We start from the raw sequence: 19,142 nt of genomic DNA, 5'->3' as shown, positions 1-19,142 counted from the left end.
ACAGTCATAAATACAATTATCATTGTATACAAATAATAGAAACTAATTAATATTATACAATAAAAACAATTAGATTAAAAAATTAATAAGATTTAAGATCAAAAAGCTTATCCAAAAATGATACAAAAATATATATTAGATGATTTTACTTATCCACAAAAAAACCAGCCTCGATTCAAAATCGAAACTAGCCTTAATTAATTATAAAATCCTAAACGAACTTCACGAACTGTTTATTGGTGGTAATGTAAACCCCATCCGCAATCAAGAAGCGTGTCAATCCATTATGATCAAAGACCCGTTGAACTTTGATTTCAGCACCCTTTTGGTAGTGCCGACCACTTCTAGAAACGGAACCGTTGGTGTAATGCACATTGATTCCCTTATCGTTGATTACCTTAATCGTCTTGGATTTCGTCATATCCGATTTGCTGTAGTAAGTATTTTGAACGTACTTGCGGTTGGCAGTTACATAGCCTTTGATTTTGCTATCGGAGCGTGATTTAACGGAGTAACGAATTAGGTCACTCTTAGAAAGTGCCACCCCGGTAATGGTAAATTCATTTGCTGTTGCTGGGGATTGCTTATAGTATTTCTGAATCCGATTATCATAGGTAAAGTCAGCACTCTTGTAAAGGTAGAGGTTTTTTACGTTATAGATGTACTTATGATTCTGCTTTAGGCGCGCATTGAATTCTTTCAAGTAGCCGTCCTTGTACCCAGTTGATTTACCAGCCAGGGATTCCTTCGCGTAGAATGAAGTCTGCTTAGCTGCATTCTTGCCAGAATCCACGTCTTTGAGGTAGGCTTTTCGCCCGGATTGATATGCATTTAGATAGTCCGCCTGGTAGGTTGAGGAACTCCCAGTAAAGTGTTCAGCAGACTTGCCGTTGTATCCATCACTGTAACCATTGTGGGCCACCTGATAGGCAGTTTGGCTTGTCGCAGCCACGGAACTATCGTTAGCGAAACTAACAGCATTAGTTGAATTAGATTCAACTGCTGAGCTGGTGGACGTTGAAAAAGCAGAGCTGTTCACATTAAAGATAACATTCGTTGCTAAGCCGACCGTCTGATAATCACTATCAAGCCGCGCTTGGGCAGAACTAGTCACAGCATTGGCAGAATAAATCACCACGTTCGCTGAAGCTGCCAAGGAGACCGCACTTTGGGCGGTGGCAGCAGCGGACCAGGCCGCACTGGCATAGCTGTTTCCCGTTAGTGCATCCCCCCGTGAGTAGGCCACTGCGGCAGCCGAATTTCCAGCATTGGCCACGGCAGCTGCACTATTCGCAGTGCTAGTGGCTGAATTAGCAACCATCACCGCTGCATTAGCTACGAACATCGCGGAGTTAGCCTGACTATTGGCAATTAAGACATCGGCAGAAGCCGAAGCAATGGTGTTTAACGCCGTACTGGCAGCAAAGGCATAACTACTTAGTCCTGAGCTAGTCGGAATTTGACTGGAAAGAATAAATATCTGCGTTGCTGCGGACTGGGCACTGCTGTTCAACCGTTGAACTTTATTGGACAAGTCACTAATCGAACTAGCGACGGATGAAAGCGCGGAAGTCGTCGTTTCGGGAGCTAGGTAGCTATAACTGATGCTAGCAAACGAGGTATTCGGGTTGGACGAAATGCTAGTGACGCTGGTTTCAGCGGAAGTAACGCTACTGGCAATAGATGATGCAATGGCAGAACTGTTGCTTGCACTTGAAGTTATGCTAGCAGTGCTGCTATTGGTGCTAGTAGCTGAACTAGAAGCACTACTGCTGGCACTCGAACTCGCACTTGAGGAGCTTTCATGGGTGCTAGCGGACAAACTAGGCGCGCTGCTACTGCTGCTAGCACTAGCGGAGCTGGTACTGGAGAATGAGCCTGAAGCATTGTTGCTAGTGCTAGATGACGAGCCCGAAACTCCGTTACTAGCATTAGATGACGAACCAGAGGCACTGCCACTGGCGTTCGATGTTGAACCAGAGGTGTTGCCAATTGGGGTTAAGACCCCGTTTGCATCTGCGTGATAAGAAAGCCCATTTATCGTCACGTCTTGGTTCGTCACTAACCGACCCTGACTAGGATCATAGTAGTTGAAATCACCATTCGAGTTCCTGTTAATTACCCCCTTTAATTGAATCCCATCCGGGCTGAATAGTAGTTGGTATCCATCCACCATTTGAGGTCCGGTCAATGCTTGGCCATTTTGGTCAAAGTAGTAGAACTCACTCGGGTTGGACGGGTTGCTCATAAAGCCATTGGTAAATAAATTTCCGCTGGCGGTAAAGTAACTTAATTTGCCGTTGTTAAGGAAGAAGGCATTGCTTAACCCCTGCCCATTTGGAAGGGCTTCGTACTGAACCCCATTGTTGCTGTAGCCACCGGTAATTAAATTGCCAGCTTGATCAAACGAGTATGGCACCCCGTCAACGTCAACGACGGAGTTAGTTGCTTTCTGTCCACTCAATGTATAGTACGATACCTTTCCGTTATCATTGCTTATTCCAACTTGGACGCTAGTTCCTAATAACTGGTTTGGTAAATTAATTCCCTGACTGCCCAATGTAAAGTACCCCGAGTTACCTGAGTTTCTTAGGACGTAATCTGAACCACGCCCTTGGATGTTAGTTCCGTTTAGGTACTTGGCAGACCACTGTTTAATTTTAACGCTTGGGTCGATTGGCTTGCCAGTTGAAACTTGAACTGCGCTAAATAGTTCTGGATATTCCTGTTCCAGCTGGGCTAGGAATTCACCACCATATTGTTGTTGGTAAGTCCCACCCCCAGTGGTGTTAGCGTAGTATAAGTCATTATAGATGGTGGTGTTGCCGCTATCTTGCCCGTATTGATTCTGTCTGGTTGCGGAAACGACTTCCGGAGTGGCAAGGTCATAAAGCTGGTTCGGCACGATATCTGCAATTGCTTGAATGTCCTGGCCATGGAGGGCCTTAATGGCGTTGGTTAGTTGGTCGATGGTTCCATACTTAGTAGGCGTTCCATACCCTAAGTCGTAACGATCGGTAAATGCGTACCCGTTTTGCACCGTGGCATCCACAAATTCATTTCCACTCACGGAACGGTACTGCGGTGGCAGTTGAACCGAGGTAATCCCCCACTGTTTCAGCATTGGGGCCACGTTAGCTAAGACGACGTTTTGGTACTGGTCAGTAGTTTGGGGCATCGATTGAAAGTTAGAGAAACTCTCGAAAATAACGTTGGAATCCAGGGCGTCGTTCGAGTGGAGCGTGTTGCCATCAGTAGCCGGAGTGGCGCTCGCCGCCGTTCTAACGTCTTGGTTATCACTGGCCCCGACGGGAACCCACATTGAGAGGTATCCAGAAACTTGCGGATTGCTGTACCCCTTCACTTGATCCGCGCTGAGGGTTAAGTTCCCGTTCGCATCGGTATAGATAACGTTATTTGCGGCATCTGCATCGGTCGCGTATTCCTGGAGGCCAGTATCGGTTGTAAGAATCAATGGCCGGTAGGCTTGGTTCTTATGGGCTGCCCCCATGTTGATGGTTACCTGGGTGTTTGGAAGGTTCGGGTCGTTACCTTCCACCACGGCAATTCCAGAATTTCTGGTTTCGCTATCACCAGTATCGGTTGCGGTTTCGGCACCCTTCCCATAACGGACCGAGGTGATCAGGTTACTATTAACCGCGTTCATGGACTGGCCACCAGCGACGTACTTAATTCTAGCGGTTAGCATTGCTTGGATGGCGTCAAAGTAAAGCGACTTATTAGCCATGTACTGACCGTCGTCGGTGTATAAATCACCATAGTAGATGCGGGGAACCGTGTCCTTATTGGTCAAAATCAGCGCGTAAGATGATGGAATATTGTAGTAGTTATACTGCTTATTAGTGGAGGCCATATCCTGATCGTAGATGCTCAGGGCTTGATTTAACTGATCCTGCGTGGCGTTATAACCAGTCGAATTCGGATCGATCTTATCCTTAATGATTCTGAATAGTAGTTCTTGAACCCCACTGTCATGGGCCCGCACGAAAGTATAGTTTGGAATGGCGGTGTTTTCAGTTGAGTCGTTGGTCCGGTCAAACAAACTTCCGTTGATCAAATTACTGATTGCGGTCCGACCGCCTGGCTTAGCATTCAGCGCACTATTCAAATTAAAGTGCAGGTAATCATCAATTGTTAGTTGGTTTTGCCCGTTGTTCTGGAGGTAGTATGCATCGTTTTTACTCCAGTCTTCTAGAATTGATAACCGACTATCCGCATTCGCATCATTAGCATTGGTCTTATATGCCGCCTTGAAGTAATCAGAGATGATTTGAATTAAATCGGCATCCATGTTGTCAACGGCATCCAGTCTGATTCCGTCGAAGTTAGCGCTAGGATCGTTTTGAGAAATGGTCCCAATGTTCATCATGTAGTAGAGCCAGTTCAATGTTTCGGCTTGAACGACGGGATTGGAGTTATCAACATCGTTTGCCAGGAGGTATTCAGAGCCATTCCAGGAGTCATAGTTGTACTCGGGCTGCCCGGTCTGATTGGCTGGAGCCCGGTTGACTAACCGGTAGTCGGAGTTGGCGTTGGGCGTAAGGATGTTGTTCCCAAACGCCAGCGTCCCACCCTGGAAGCCGTCGGTGGAACTACTGTTTTCACTCGAAATGTTCCAAATCGTCTGCGTATTGACGAAGTTGTTCATTAGGGTCTTCAACCAATCTGTCGAGCCGTTATCAGCGGTGATTTGGTGTTCGATGTTTGCTTGAACTGCTTGCGCCCCTGCCGCTAAGTCGTCAAGGCTGGCATCATTGGTATATGCCGTGGCACTCAAATGATTAGCGTACATGTAGTTTAGGTAGTTCGTTTGCACTTGCTTGTTCGGCCACCAAACCATTAGTAGTGGTCTGAAGTCGTTGGCAGTAGATGCGACCCACGTGGTCCCGTTTTGAAGGATGTCCTTTGGCCGATACCAGCTGCCGGCGGTTAGAAAGCCGTCAGTGGTGGTGATGTTATTACTATCGACACTGTAAATTGCATTATGGGTGGCGTAGCTATTGTTGATCGTTATGAGGTTGGTCTGTGGCAGAGTAGTATTTAGGGCAACGTAGTTTCCGTTCGCATCAAAATAGGCTAGTTCCCCATTGTTATTAACTAACAGATTGCGTTGCATCTCGCCATTGTTATTGTAATAGTGATATGTACCATCAACCATTTTAATGTTTGGGCTAACGCTGGTGGGATCGGATGGAACCTGCGCTTGGGCAAAACGACTGTCTTCAGAATCAGAAGTGATTCCGTCACTGCTGGATGATGTGGTGGAAGAATCGCTAGAAGCACCACTGGTGGCGCTATTGCTAGTTGCGGAGCTAGTTGAACTACCGGACGCACTAGGACTAGGGGTGGTACTGGATGAGCCACTGGTAACGCTGGTGGCAGAAGTGGAGCTAGGCGCACTGCTGTTGGCTGATGTAGAGCTGGCTACGCTGCTAGCGGTGCTTGTTTTCGAGTTAGCACTGGCAACAAAGCTGCTGGTAACATCGGTGTCTGCAGTAGCGCTGGCACTGTTCGTGGTAGTGGAACTGGATTCGCTACTAGTGGCACTAGGCGCCGAAGAATTACTGGAATTACTAGTGGCACTGGCCACGGTAGCATTGCTGGTAGCCCCACTGTTCGTATCTTGAGGGAGCGTCGAATTAGTTTGATTCGAATTTACATCGGCGTGGGCATTAACTTCCCCAATCCCAATTAGAACCAGTGGAGTAACGATTCCAGCAATGATCCAATTTTTTCCGGACTTATACATTCTATAATGAATCTTTATATTGTTATTGTTTAAATTCATAATATCCCCCCAAAATAAACGTTGGCGCGAATACCAACCACGGTTCAAAGGCAACGGTGTTATAAGATAATTTCAAACTGTCGATCACTAGGTTATAAATCGTTAACATATTTTAAAATTTCATTATTAATTATATCAAATATTTGATTTTTTTTAACGTTTTTTAATGGTTAGCTAAAATATTTATAAGTCAAGTTCGTTAGTGCGGCCCATTTACTAGCTAGAATCTGATCTAATTTAACATCCAATGGGTAGTTGTAATAATGCTAAGTTGACAAAAATAAGGATAAATCAATTCGATATCATTTTTAATTTGATATAATATGATAATAGTATGGTTTGAATTTTAATATAAATTGGAGGAATATATATGAAAAACGATCATCCAAAAGAACACTACCGGCTTTATAAGGCTGGTAAACGGTGGATCACAGTGATGGTAATGACGGGCGCATTTGCAATAACAGGAGCGGTCAGTGCACATTATGAATACGCTAATGCGGATACGACTAGTAGTTATGCGACTGCATCAGTAGTTAATTCTGGGAATACATACGAACAGAAATCATCAGCATATGTAGCGGCACAGTCGATGGCATCATCGGCGGATGCGGCAAGTGTGAGTGCGAGCTTAGCGTTTTCTTCGGCTACGGTTAAAGATAGCGAAGCTAGGGATAATTTAAAATATGCTGGTCAAATTTCTGACAGTGCGATTGCTGATATGTATAAATACTCTAATGCGATGAATTCAAGTGGCATTTCTTCATCTCAAGCAAGTGCTTATTCAGTTGCATACGATAGTGCAAAGTCAGTTGCTAACTCTGCATCTAACGCTACATCTAATGCATGGTTACTTCTTCAGTCAGCTGAGGTAAGCTATAGTTCCTATGGTGTCGCTAGTGTAGCTGCATCAGCGATATACAGCAGTGCCCAGGTTCTTCTGTCAAATACTAGATCAGAATACGCAGCTGCTTCCCTATCAGCTGCATCAACTACCAGTAGTAGTGCCACCACTAGTTCCGCAGCCAGTTCCACTGCCAGCAGTGCCACTTCTAGTTCAGCTAGTAGTGGTGCCGTAAGTAGCGCATCCAGTAGTAGTAGCGCTACCACTAGTAGTGCCAGTTCAGCGACTAGCAGTGTTGCTTCTTCGGCAAGTAGTGAGGCGACCCCTTCTGCTACGCCATACAGTAGTGCAAGTGCGCAATCTGATTCTAAAAAGAACAAGGCGAAACTAAAGGCTAAGGAAAAAGCAGCTAAGGCGAAATTAAAGGCTGCTAAGGAAGCGTACAAGAAGGCCAAGGCGGAAGCAAAAAAAGCCAAGCAAGTTTATAAGAAAGCCAAGTCAGCAGCTAAGAAACGGCATGCTAAGCAAAAGCAAGCCAAGGCAAATAAGCAGTTAAAAAAGGCTCAGTACAAATACGATACGCTAAGTGGCTTGGAATATAGATAAAGTTATTACTCCATCAAAAAAAGAATCCCATCGCTGGAACGAAAATGTTCAGCAGGTGGGATTCTTTTTTGGTACCACGCATTATGATTATTTTTGCGTATTTATATTAACGGGCTTATTTAGTTTTGGTATTAGTATGCTTTACCTTTGCAAGGTACGCCTTGTAAGCCTTCAAAATCTTCTTGTAGTTTCGCTTAGCCATGAGGAGGTTAAAGCGAGTCGTTAATTTCTTTACGATGGACTTAGCGTTGGTAACCTTCTTCTTGGCATCCCGCACTAATTCCTTCGCCATTTCTACGTCTTGCTTCGTTACATGGGTATTCTTGGTCTTCTTTTGACTCTTTTGATCAGACTTAGCAGTGGTATTCTTATCGGCTTGCTTGTCGTTATTCTTGCTAACGACGGTTGGCTTATCAGCAAGGGTATCCTTCTTGATTGGTTTCTCGAATTGTGGGAAGTAAGTTGATGGAACAAACTTAGGCCCAGCTGAAGATGCCGGTGCTGATGAAGCTACCGATGACTCAACTACTACCGTATTCGATGCAGCCGTTGAGCTAGCTGTAAGACTTCCTGCTGATACATATACCAATGATACCAACTGGGTAGAAGAACTTGGTGCCACGTAAGCAGATGAAACCGGTGCGGCAGCTGAAGAAGCTGGAGCCGGCTTTGGTAAGTTTGCTAGGAGCGAACTAAGTTGCTTTTGGGCGGTGCTATTAGCACTGGATACAGCAGCAGCAGAGGTTGCTACCGTTGACAGAGTCTGGGCAGCGGCGCTCAAGACCGCCTCGGCACTGCTCTTGTCAGGAAGATTAGTAGCGTTGTCCGCAAAGCGCTTGGCAGCACTGTAAGCCCCATTGGCGTTGCTGAGGGTAGCACTAGCAAGGACGGCGGCACTGGATGCAACGCTCCCGGCTAGTTGCGCGGTGCTTAAGGCGGTCCCGTCAGCACGGTGGCCATTCTGATCGAATTGGGAAGCAACACTGGAAATGGCTGCGCTAGCACTATTGACCACGCTAGCGGAGTTCTTTTCAGCAGCATTAGCAGAGTTAACCACTGCGGAGGCGCTGGTTGCGGAACTAGTTGCCGACGAAGTATCTTGATAACCCAAAATTGACTTCAACGTCGCTTGGATTGTTCCATTCACGCTATTTAATGCGGCTGCGGTGCTTGTTACTGACGTTAGGGTTGCGGCTGCAGAATTCAAACGACTTTCAGCAGCGGAACGATCGGGATTATCTGAAGCTTGGGCAGCGGCAAAAGCACTCGCAGCAGCGTATGCGCTGGATGCTGAAGATACCCTGTTGGCCACTGATTGATAAGCGGAAGTGAAATAGTTCGCAGATCTAGCATCCATACTGGCTTCGTCAACTGCGGAAGCATTTGCCTGCTTACCATAGGCGTTCACTAATTCTGCCACACTGTTGACCAATTCATCAACAAAGTTAAGGGATGATAAAGCATTATCCGGTGCACCCAATACGGCTTCACTGGTTACAGCAGATGCGTTGGTAGCAGACTCAGTTGCGGGGGCGTCTGGTGCTGATTCAAGCGCAGCGAATTTGCTTTGCACAGCACTGTTAGTGGCCCTTGCTTCTGAATCAGCGGTAGTAGCACTACCGAGCAACTTAAATGCAGCGGCGGTAACGGAAGTGGCACTCGCTTGGTCATTCCCATCGTGAGCTGAACCAAGGGCAGCCATTGCTGAATTGTACGCACCACTGGCAGCGATCAACGCTGCACTTGCTGAGTCAACAGCTTGAGAAGCAGTAGCTACGGCTTGAGAAGCAGTAGTTACATTCGCCTTTTCGTACGCCTTTCCTTCGCGGGCAACGGCGGTTGCAACGCTGCTGACTAATGCGCTGGCACTGTTGACTGCACTCGCCTGGTTCGCAACGAACGCACTGGATGAACTAATTTCAGTTGCATCGCTAGTTGCAGAATAAGTTGCTGGTTGGTAAGGCAAGGCCAACAGTGAACTAAGCGTGCTTTGGGCGGAACTATTGGTTGCTAATACCTTGGCTGCGGTCTCTTTAACCGTGGTTAAAGCTGCGGAAACACTGGCTAAGGTCTGTTCAGCACTTTGGCGATCTGGATTATTCGATGCTTGAGCAGCAGCAAAGGCACTCGCAGATTCGTACGCACTGGTTGCGGTATTAAAGGCTAAACTGACTGCACTAGCGGCAGAAGCATAACTATCGACGTACCAACCAGCAGATGCTGCTGATAAGACCTTATCATTTTCAACGGTCCGGCCGAATGAAGTGGTGTTAACCAATGAAGCAACGCTATCGACTTGGGTTGCAAAGCTTTCAACCGCACTTAATGCGGAACTTGGAACTTCTACAGTAGCAATATTTGCAGCTGTGGAGGCATCATTTGCGGAGTCACTAGCAGGCTTATCCTGGGCAGACTCAACTGCGGCTAACAGGCTTTGGATAGTGTCGTTTTCATGCGATAGTGCCGTTTGGGCAGCACTAGCACTGTTAAATTCATGGAATGCACTTTCTAAAATTATGTTAGCACTACTACTATCGTTTGAATCGTAAGCGGAAGCGGCAGTAGCGGAAGCATAAGCTGCAGATGCGCTCGCTAATGTGCTACTTGCCTCGTCAAGTACCGACTTAGCTGCACTGGCAACTTGATTTGCGGTAGCAACGTTGGAAACTTCAAATACCTTTCCTTCCCGTTCAACAGTAGCATAAATACTGCTCAATGCAGAATTAAAGCTGGTAACTACCCCCGCCTGACTAGTAATGGCCGCACTGGAAGCGCTAATTTCAGTTGCATAACTATTTGCTGAGTAGGTTGCCGGTTCGTAGGCCAAGTTAAGCAGTGACTTAAGCACCGCTTGAGCAGAACTATTGGTGGCTGAAAGTTGAGCGGCGGTAGATGAAGCGGCAGTTAAAGCTGCATAGGCACTAGCTAATGATTGTTCAGCATCCTTACGATCTGGGTTATCTGATGATTGCGCAGCGGCAAAGGCACTGGCGGATGTGTAAGCATCGGAAGCCGCAGCTAAGGTGGTGTTCGCAGCGCTAACGAATTCGGCATAGCTATTTGCGGCCCTTCCGGCTTCTGCAGCGGCGTTAACTTGATCATTTTCAACGGTGCGACCAAAGGAAGTTGCGTCGACTAGTGAAGCAACGCTAGCCACTTGGGTCGCAAAGCTATTAACCGCACTGGCTGCACTGCTGGATACTGAGTCAACAGCGGTGCTAACCTTAGTAGCAACGCTAGAAGCGGAAGCCGTTGCTGGGGTTGCTTGAGCAGCTTTAATTGAGGCCAATAGGGTTTGAACGTTGTTATTTCCATTGGATACTGCCGTTTGCGTGTCTGATAAGCTGCTGTATTCTTTTTTAGCGTTTGCAACAATTGAACTGGCGCTATTACTATCGTTAGCATCATTGGCAGAACTAACTGCATTTGATGCTGATTCGTACGCAGTTGAAGCATCAGCAAGATCCTTTGCAAAGGAATCCGCAGCTGATTGAGCAGCGCTAGCATCCTGAGTTGCAGAACTAATGGCAGCACTTTCGTATGCGGTTCCTTCCCGGTTAACGGTAGCATAGACACTAGCTAGTATGGAATTTGCATTGTTAACCGTGGACAAATAACTAGCAGTTGCGGAACCCGCAGTGCTAATGGAAGCCGCATAGCTATTGGCAGAATAAGTCGCTGGTTCGTACGCCAATGCTAAAATGGAGTTTAATGTTGACTGCGCTGATTGATTAGTAGCACTCACCTGGTCAGCAACGGCAGCAAAGGAAGTAAGGGCTGCAGAAACACTGCTTAGGGCTACTTCCGCATTACTGTGATCAGGATTGTCTGAAGCTTGGGAAGCCGCAAAGGCACTGGCGGATTCATATGCACTGGTTGCGGAAACAAGCGCTGCACTCGCTGCGCTAACGGCAGCAGCATAATTGCTAGCGATGGGAGCCTCGGATGATACACCCTTGACCAAGTCGTTTTCAACGGTCCGACCATATGAAGTCTTGTTGACCAATGAAGCAACAAAATAAACTTCAGCTGCAAAGCTAGATACGGCACTAGCTGCCTCACTAGGGACGTTGGAAATGGTAACGCTAACTGCTGATGATGCACTGGTTGCGGAATTATTAGCTGGCGTTGCTTGAGCTAAATTAATGGAAACCATTAAGGCTTGGACTGAATCGTTGGCCGTTGATAATGTGGCGTAACTTCCTGACGCACTCGCATATGCACTGGCAATGGAATTCAAGATTGTGGCAGCGCTATTTTTATCGTTACTATCGTAAGCTGAGGCCCCCGAAGCCGAAGCGAATGCTGCAGAGGCACTGGCTAGCTCGCTATTAGCTTGGGCAGCCACTGAACTAGCACTGACAGCGGCTTGGGAAGCGGAGGTGACGTTAGAACTTTCAAAAGTCGTTCCCTCACGTTTAACGGCAACATATACACTGCTTGCAACCGTGTTCGCACTATTGACCACACTGTCGTAGTTAGCAACAGCAGAACTGGCCAAACTCACTACGGATGCGTAACTAGCTGCAGAGTACGTTGCTGGTTGGTAAGGCAAGGCTAATAGTGACTTAAGGGTTCCCTGGGCAGAGGTGTTTAAAGTTGCAATCGTTGAGGCAGCACTTTCGGCCGATGCCAATTCAATGGCAACGCTACCTAAAGTAGCTTCCGCACCTTGTCTGTCAGGATTATCAGAGGCTTGAGCGGACGCAAAGGCGCTGGCGGAAGCGTATGCACTGGAGGCAGCAGTTAATGATGCCCCCGCTGCACTGACGGTAGCGGCATAGCTGTCAGCACTCGCTCCGGATTCCGAAGCAGCAAGGACTGCGTCGTTGTTGATGGTCCGACCGTATGAAGTGGAATCCACTTTGGCGGCAACGCTACTAACGTAGGATGCGAAGTTGCTTACGGGAGCCAGGGCATTGTTTGGAATGCTAATGGCACTGTTGGCAACTGAGGCGGCACTGTTAGCGGAGCTGGTGGCTGAATAATCCTGAGCATTGTTGAAAGAACCTAACACTCCAGTGAGGGTATTATTCATTCCCGTTGCTGCAGCGCTATCACTTGCCGTTGATTTGTAATAATTACTATACAGCGAATTCAGAATTGCATAGGCAGATGCTTGATCAGCTCCAGAAGCAGAGTTACTTGTATAAGCAAACGCTGTTTGGTAAGCATTAAAGGTGTCATTAGCCAACGAACTCAGTGATTTTAACATTGGCGCTACTGAATAATAAGATGTCCATGCCGCAGTAATATTGGCACTCTCGTAGGCCTTCCCTTCTCGGTCAACGTTGGTAGCCACGCTACTAGCAAACAAACTGGCGTTTTGAACGTAAGCAGCATAACTAGAAGCTACCACATTTTCGGAAACTGCCAGTGACATTGCGCTATTAGCAGAATAAGTCGCTGGTTCATATGCTAATGCTAAGATTGATTTTAGAGCGTCTTGAGCACTACTGTTAGTTGCTGAAATACTTGCTGCCGTTTTAGCAGCAGCTGTTAGGGATGCTTGGGCACTACTCAAAATTGCCTCAGCACTAGTTCGATCTGGATTATTTGATGCCTGTGAAGCAGCAAAATCACTTGCGGCATTATATGCACTTGAAGCCGCATTGAACGATGCACTTGCGGCACTAACGGCCGCCGCATAACTATTAGCACTAGTGGCAGCCATAGAGGCTGCTACTACCTTATCATTTTCGACCGTTCTGCCGTATGAAGTGGCATTCACTAATGATGCAAGATCACTAACCTGGGTTGCAAAGCTAGCTACCGCACTAGAAGCATCACTAGATACATCTGAAACGGCGGTATCTGCAACTGAAGAAGCACTATTGGCAGAGCTGGTGGCTGAATAATCCTGAGCATTATTGAAAGAACCTAACACTCCAGTGAGGGTATTATTCATTCCCGTGGCTGCAGCGCTATCACTTGCCGTTGATTTGTAATAATTACTATACAGCGAACTCAAAATTGCATAGGCAGATGCTTGATCAGCTCCAGAAGCAGAGTTACTTGTGTAAGCAAACGCTGTTTGATAAGCACTAAAAGTGTCATTAGCCAACGAACTCAGTGATTTTAACATTGGTGCTACTGAATAATAAGATGTCCATGCCGCAGTAACATTGGCACTCTCGTAGGCCTTCCCTTCTCGGTCAACGTTGGTAGCCACGCTACTAGCAAACAAACTGGCGTTTTGAACGTAAGCAGCATAACTAGAAGCTACCACATTTTCGGAAACTGCCAGTGACATTGCGCTATTAGCAGAATAAGTCGCTGGTTCATATGCTAATGCTAAGATTGATTTTAGAGCGTCTTGAGCACTACTGTTAGTTGCTGAAATACTTGCTACCGTTTTAGCAGCAGCTGTTAGTGATGCTTGGGCACTACTCAAAATTGCCTCAGCACTAGTTCGATCTGGATTATTTGATGCCTGTGAAGCAGCAAAATCACTTGCGGCATTATATGCACTTGAAGCTGTATTGAACGATGCACTTGCGGCACTAACGGCCGCCGCATAACTATTAGCACTAGTGGCAGCCATAGAGGCTGCTACTACCTTATCATTTTCAATCGTTCTACCGTATGAAGTGGCATTCACTAATGATGCAAGATCACTAACCTGGGTTGCAAAGCTAGCTACCGCACTAGAGGCATCACTAGATACATCTGAAACAGCAGTATCTGCAACTGAAGAAGCACTATTGGCGGAGCTGGTGGCTGAATAATCCTGAGCATTGTTGAAAGAACCTAACACTCCAGTGAGGGTATTATTCATTCCCGTTGCTGCAGCGCTATCACTTGCCGTTGATTTGTAATAATTACTATACAGCGAATTCAGAATTGCATAGGCAGATGCTTGATCAGATCCAGAAGCAGAGTTACTTGTGTAAGCAAACGCTGTTTGATAAGCATTAAAGGTGTCATTAGCCAACGAACTCAGTGATTTTAACATTGGTGCTACTGAATAATAAGATGTCCATGCCGCAGTAACATTGGCACTCTCGTAGGCCTTCCCTTCTCGGTCAACGTTGGTAGCCACGCTACTAGCAAACAAACTGGCGTTTTGAACGTAAGCAGCATAACTAGAAGCTACCACATTTTCGGAAACTGCCAGTGACATTGCGCTATTAGCAGAACTAGTGGCTGGTCCTACTTCCGACTCACCCACTCTAAACGAAACCGAATCAGCCGATGACGTTGAAACCATTGAGCTAATTAGGCTAGATTGACTATCCAACGAGGTATGTAAAACATTATTGATAAACGATCCTAGCGCTGCATCATAGACCAATGCGGAACTCATTAAACTCTGAGCGGTACTTTTATCATCGCTTGTGGCAGCGGAATAGGTATTTACATATGAATTCTCACTGTCATAAGTATCTTGTGCACTGGTTACGGTGTTCAAAGCTAGTTTGTAATAAAGTAACGCCTGCACATTGTATGCAGACTTAGCCGCACTAATTGCAGATGAAGCCGAATCTGCACCGTTTTCGTCAATCGCCGTACTTGCTGACAAAATTAAGACGTAAGTCGAACTTAAAGCGGCACTAGCAACGCTGGTAGCAGAGCTAGCAACTGAATATGCAGTACTAGTTACACTCACTGCATTGTTTAAATTAGCATCAGAAATCGCCCCACTAACTTCCTCTTGCCGGTAAGTTACGTCTACTGCAGAAGAAGTTTTACTATTAACATCATTAGCTGCCACTTCGGATGCACTCCCATTTGATTGCGCAGTTGAACTAACGTTACTAGAACCTTGGCTGGTCGAATTAGCGGCACTCTTATCCGTAGTTGAAGTAGCATTGCTTGATTCCTGACTAGTTGCAGTAGCACTACTTTGAGCCGACTTAGATTCAGTACTGCTCTGGTTCAGGCTGGTTGCATCAGCATTGCTACTGGTCGTGGATTCAGAACTACTTTGGCTTTGACTGGTGCTGCTACTGCTTTCAGTACTAGCTGCACTAGCTTCCTTTTGACTAGTGGAATTAGCACTTTCATTTGTTTGCGTAGTAGTCGTACTACTAACTCCCTGACTGGCTTGGTCAGCACTGCTTGTGGATCCCGTTGAACCAACATTGTCACTAGTGTTAGTTTCATCAGCGTTCGCAACAGTTGTCCCAAATTTATCTGACACGTTTCTATAGCCCTCTGAAGAGTAACCGACTGAAACAACGGCTGCAGTCACAATCATGGCTGATATCCAGCGTTTTCCAGACTTATATAAACGATAGTGCTCTTTATTAGAATTTTTGTTCATAGATAAAGCCCCCCAATGTTTTATAATTATTATAGTATACTATTAGTGAATTACACCTATAATATTCAAATATTTTTAAATATCCGATTTCAAATTAGTATCCAAATAAAAAATAAGCTTCCACTAATTAAAGTGAAAACTTATTTGAAATGAATTCCAATGTTATCTGATGCTTGTAAAAAGGGTAGCTTTAGAAGCGTCCCCTACTTTTCTGGTAAATCTAACACATCATTATTAATTAAATTCATAAATTTACGTTGAAAATCTTCTTGATCCATCGGAATTAAATTGGAAATCCAAAATGCCACGACTAAATTAACGTACTTAATAAAGAGGCGGATGTTAAAATTATTATCCTCTGGAAAGAGCTTTTTCATAATTCTAAAGTAGTGAACTTCCAGGTAATGCCGCCAAACTTCATGCACGTCGCTACCATGGAGGATTCGAATTTGGTCACGATATTCGTAAACCAATGGGATTGCGGTCTCGCAGAAAATCTTCACAAAGACTTCTGGAGTCACTGGGGGTAAATTTTCATCCCGATACTTCTGGACGAAACTATGCACTAATTCACGATCAATTTTCATTTCAGAATACTTGATAATATCATCCTTACTATGGAAATTATGGTAAAACGTTCCCTTAGCAACGCCAGATTCGTTAATAATATCGATATTTGTAATTTCTAGCACTGATTTTTGATTAATTAATGACAAAAATGCATTTAGAATTTTCTGCTTGGACTTGTTCATATACTGGTCCCTCTAATTTTTAAAGTAGTTGGGTAATTGATTGCTTTGATAATTGATATAAGATTGCTTTAAATGCCTCTGGATCGGTCGGATTGTCCTCTGTAATCCAGGATTCAATAATTAGATTAATGTAGTTTAACATGATTCGATCATTTTTGATTGATCCGCGGTTGTTCTTTAGAACTGGAGCCATGTACTCAGTCATTACATCTAGAAGCAAATCTTCCCATATGTGATTAAGCTCGCAATCATTCAAAAGCTTAATCATTTCACGATGATGGTATAAGGTTGGAATCAAAGAGTCTGAAATGTCTAATACCGCTTGATGAATATCATTAGTGTTGATTTCCCTAGTATCTAAATCATCTTTAATTGGTGTAATAATATCATTAGCTATCTTTTCCTGGATGTAATCTTGAATTGACTTTTGTCCATTAAAGTTATTATAAAATGTTCCTCTAGAAACATCTGAATGGTTAATAATATCATCATTTGTTACATTTAAAAGTGAATGTTCTTTCACTAACTCTAAGTATGTTTGTGCAATATTCCATTTGGTTTTTAGCAAATAAATCACCTCACATTATTAAATCATAAAAACAAATGCATATTTTTACAATTTAGTTATTTTAAATAAGTCTTATTATATCAGTTTTATTTAATATAATCGACCTCAAAAGATAACAAACTAAATTAAACTATTACCCTCCTACTTTAGCTTTTCTTTAATGAATAATTCATTCATAGTCAAACTGTTTAGAATGTGGTATAAATATCGTGTATGGTCAGAAGGGGGATTTTAATTATGAAAAATCGTAAGGACCGCAAAATTATGCATAAAGTTAAAAAACAATGGGTCGTTTTATCATCAGTGGTCCTGTTAGGAATCGCTGGTGCCGGAGCTCTGACCCCAGCTCAATCAACGGTTAAGGCTGATACCACCTCGACTGCGGTTAGCACCTCCAGTGCTAATGCTAGTTCATCGTCAACGGTCGCAGCCACTACCCAGCAAGCCCAGTCAGCAGAAGCGGCCAACACCACGTTTGGTTACTCCAATGCTACTGCCACCTATGGCTCATCCACTAACTTCGCTGTTTCAAGAATTAATAACGACGTCTCATTAGTTAATAGTTTTGCTAGTGTGGCTTCATCCGCCGCTAGTGTTGCTAACAGCGCTGCTAGGTACAATGCCTCCGCTAGCTCTGAAGCCCTATCAGCAGCCAGTGCCTATTTAGCAACGACCTCAATCGTAAGTGTTGCCAATAGCCTAGCCAGTGCCGGTCAACTAATGACCTACCAGGTTAGCGCTGCAAATGTAATTGCAAGTACCGCCAACACCCCTGGTGGAACGATTCAAGAGGGCTCTAATGCAGCCAGTCAAGCATCATCCGCATTTACAATGGCCATGGCAGCATTGACCAGTGCCGACGGATTAGTCTATACAATGAGCCAGGCGACTAACAGTGTCTTAGCGTTTGCATCCAAAGCGATTTCATATGCCCCAGTTAAAAGTAGCGTTGCATCAGCAAGTGCTAAATCAACTTCGACCACTTCCAGTTCGGCCTCGAGCGCAACTTCTAAGTCCAAGAACATGAGTTCCAGTGCTGATCAGAGTTCGGCTAACGCTAGTAGCTCCAGCAGTGATAGTAGTGCTAGTAGCGATGACACCCAATCAGCAGATGTATCCAGAGCTCAAGCCCGGGTTAAAAGTGCCCAGAAAGCCTTGAGCAACGCTAAAACGAAGCAGGCCATTAAAGCAGCTACTAATCGTTTGAACTCCGCTGAGCGAGGTGTCTTAATCGCCCAAAATAATTATAATGAAGATTATTACTACTCATTCGATGGTTCATTTAAGACCATTACAACTAAAAAAGCGTTATATACTTACAGCAACGAACACTTGATAAAGAAATACCGGGTTAAAAAAATTGCAAAGGGAACCACCATTACCGTGAATAAAATCATTGTTTCTGATAATTCATCAGTATTTGCGGTGCCGGGTAATCAGTTTATTACTGGTAAAAAGAGTTTTATTAAATAATTTACGGAATTAAAAAAGCGGGTTAATGAAGATAATGTTCATTAATCCGCTTTTCATTTTAAATTTAGTTTGAAGAGTATTTGCTAAACGCATTACTTAATGAGCTTAGGAAGTTAGTAATATTAGTCCATTGAAGATTGACGGTTGAATTATTACTACTACTATTGATCCATTGTTGTTGAACCTTATTGTAGTTTTCCTTTAAGACGTTATTATCATCAGCTGTAAAACGAGTTTGGAAAGCTTGGTACAAATGGTTAACTTGTTGTTGGAAAACCATTACGGCTTTATTGCCAAAGAGTTGATTATCGTATGAATCAGTATTCCCCATGTCGGTAGTCATGGCATTCAATGAATTCTTGATGTCAACACTCGCTCCACCGGGATAACTAGTGCCAGGGCCAACGGTGTAATTACTAATGCTACCAGCCTTAGCATATGAACCTAATGAATTAACAGCGTTATTGTAAGCCGTGGCATCACTACTTAGACTAGGCGTGCTTGGCTGAGTAGTAGTAGTTTCGCTAGGGGTTGGCGTTGGATTTGGAGTTGGCGTCGTGGTATTCGTGTTTTGGACGGATGTCTTTGGTGCCGCTACCTTTTTCTTTTTATTCGTCTTCTTAGCTTTTTTGCCCTTCTTAGCCTTGTGCTTCTTGGCCTTATGTTTAGCAGCATTTACCGTAACTGGGGCTTCACTGCTAAATGCTTCTAAAACCGTAGGGGCAACTAACGTTACTGATAAAGCGGTCATTAATAGTGTCTTCTTGAATTTCATTATGTACATCTCCTTAAGATTAATCATATTAAATATAGCATTTTCTTAA

7 protein-coding genes are annotated in these 19,142 nt (G+C 44.6%); 2 read left to right on the top strand and 5 right to left on the bottom strand.

Going from position 1 to position 19,142, the window contains the following annotated elements:
- Window positions 1–211 precede the first annotated feature (211 nt).
- Window positions 212–5,809: a glycoside hydrolase family 70 protein gene (locus tag HZL42_RS02005; RefSeq protein WP_219054040.1), complete on the bottom strand. Its 5,598-nt coding sequence runs from the start codon at window positions 5,807–5,809 to the stop codon at window positions 212–214.
- A 370-nt stretch (window positions 5,810–6,179) separates the two neighbouring features.
- Between HZL42_RS02005 and HZL42_RS02000 the strand changes: the two genes are divergently transcribed.
- On the top strand, window positions 6,180–7,259 hold the full coding sequence (locus tag HZL42_RS02000) for a KxYKxGKxW signal peptide domain-containing protein (protein WP_219054039.1): 1,080 nt from the start codon (window positions 6,180–6,182) through the stop codon (window positions 7,257–7,259).
- A 115-nt stretch (window positions 7,260–7,374) separates the two neighbouring features.
- On the opposite strand, the gene HZL42_RS01995 is transcribed toward HZL42_RS02000, so the two are convergent.
- The 3 genes from HZL42_RS01995 to HZL42_RS01985 form a co-directional block, all read right to left on the bottom strand.
- Window positions 7,375–15,525 carry a KxYKxGKxW signal peptide domain-containing protein gene (locus tag HZL42_RS01995; RefSeq protein WP_219054038.1) on the bottom strand — a complete coding sequence of 2,717 codons (8,151 nt, stop codon included), beginning with the start codon at window positions 15,523–15,525 and terminating at the stop codon, window positions 7,375–7,377.
- Window positions 15,526–15,728: 203 nt separating this feature from the next.
- Entirely contained in the window at window positions 15,729–16,277 is a 549-nt protein-coding gene (locus HZL42_RS01990; RefSeq protein WP_219054037.1) for a TetR/AcrR family transcriptional regulator, read from the bottom strand.
- Between the two features lie 19 nt (window positions 16,278–16,296).
- Window positions 16,297–16,845 carry a TetR/AcrR family transcriptional regulator gene (locus HZL42_RS01985; RefSeq protein WP_219054036.1) on the bottom strand — a complete coding sequence of 183 codons (549 nt, stop codon included), beginning with the start codon at window positions 16,843–16,845 and terminating at the stop codon, window positions 16,297–16,299.
- Between the two features lie 237 nt (window positions 16,846–17,082).
- Between HZL42_RS01985 and HZL42_RS01980 the strand changes: the two genes are divergently transcribed.
- A complete protein-coding gene (locus HZL42_RS01980) occupies window positions 17,083–18,318 on the top strand; it encodes a DUF5776 domain-containing protein (RefSeq protein WP_219054035.1) in 1,236 nt (411 codons plus the stop codon).
- A 64-nt stretch (window positions 18,319–18,382) separates the two neighbouring features.
- Here the strand turns inward: HZL42_RS01980 and HZL42_RS01975 are convergent, their stop codons facing one another.
- Complete coding sequence (locus tag HZL42_RS01975; RefSeq protein WP_219054034.1) at window positions 18,383–19,093, bottom strand: hypothetical protein; 711 nt, start codon at window positions 19,091–19,093, stop codon at window positions 18,383–18,385.
- Window positions 19,094–19,142 lie beyond the last annotated feature (49 nt).

Origin of the sequence: Lactobacillus sp. Sy-1 (assembly GCF_019303535.1) — a bacterium.
Taxonomy (GTDB): Bacteria; Bacillota; Bacilli; order Lactobacillales; family Lactobacillaceae; genus Nicoliella.
The sequence above is the reverse complement of the archived record's forward strand: the minus strand, read 5'-3'. Positions and strand labels throughout refer to the sequence as shown.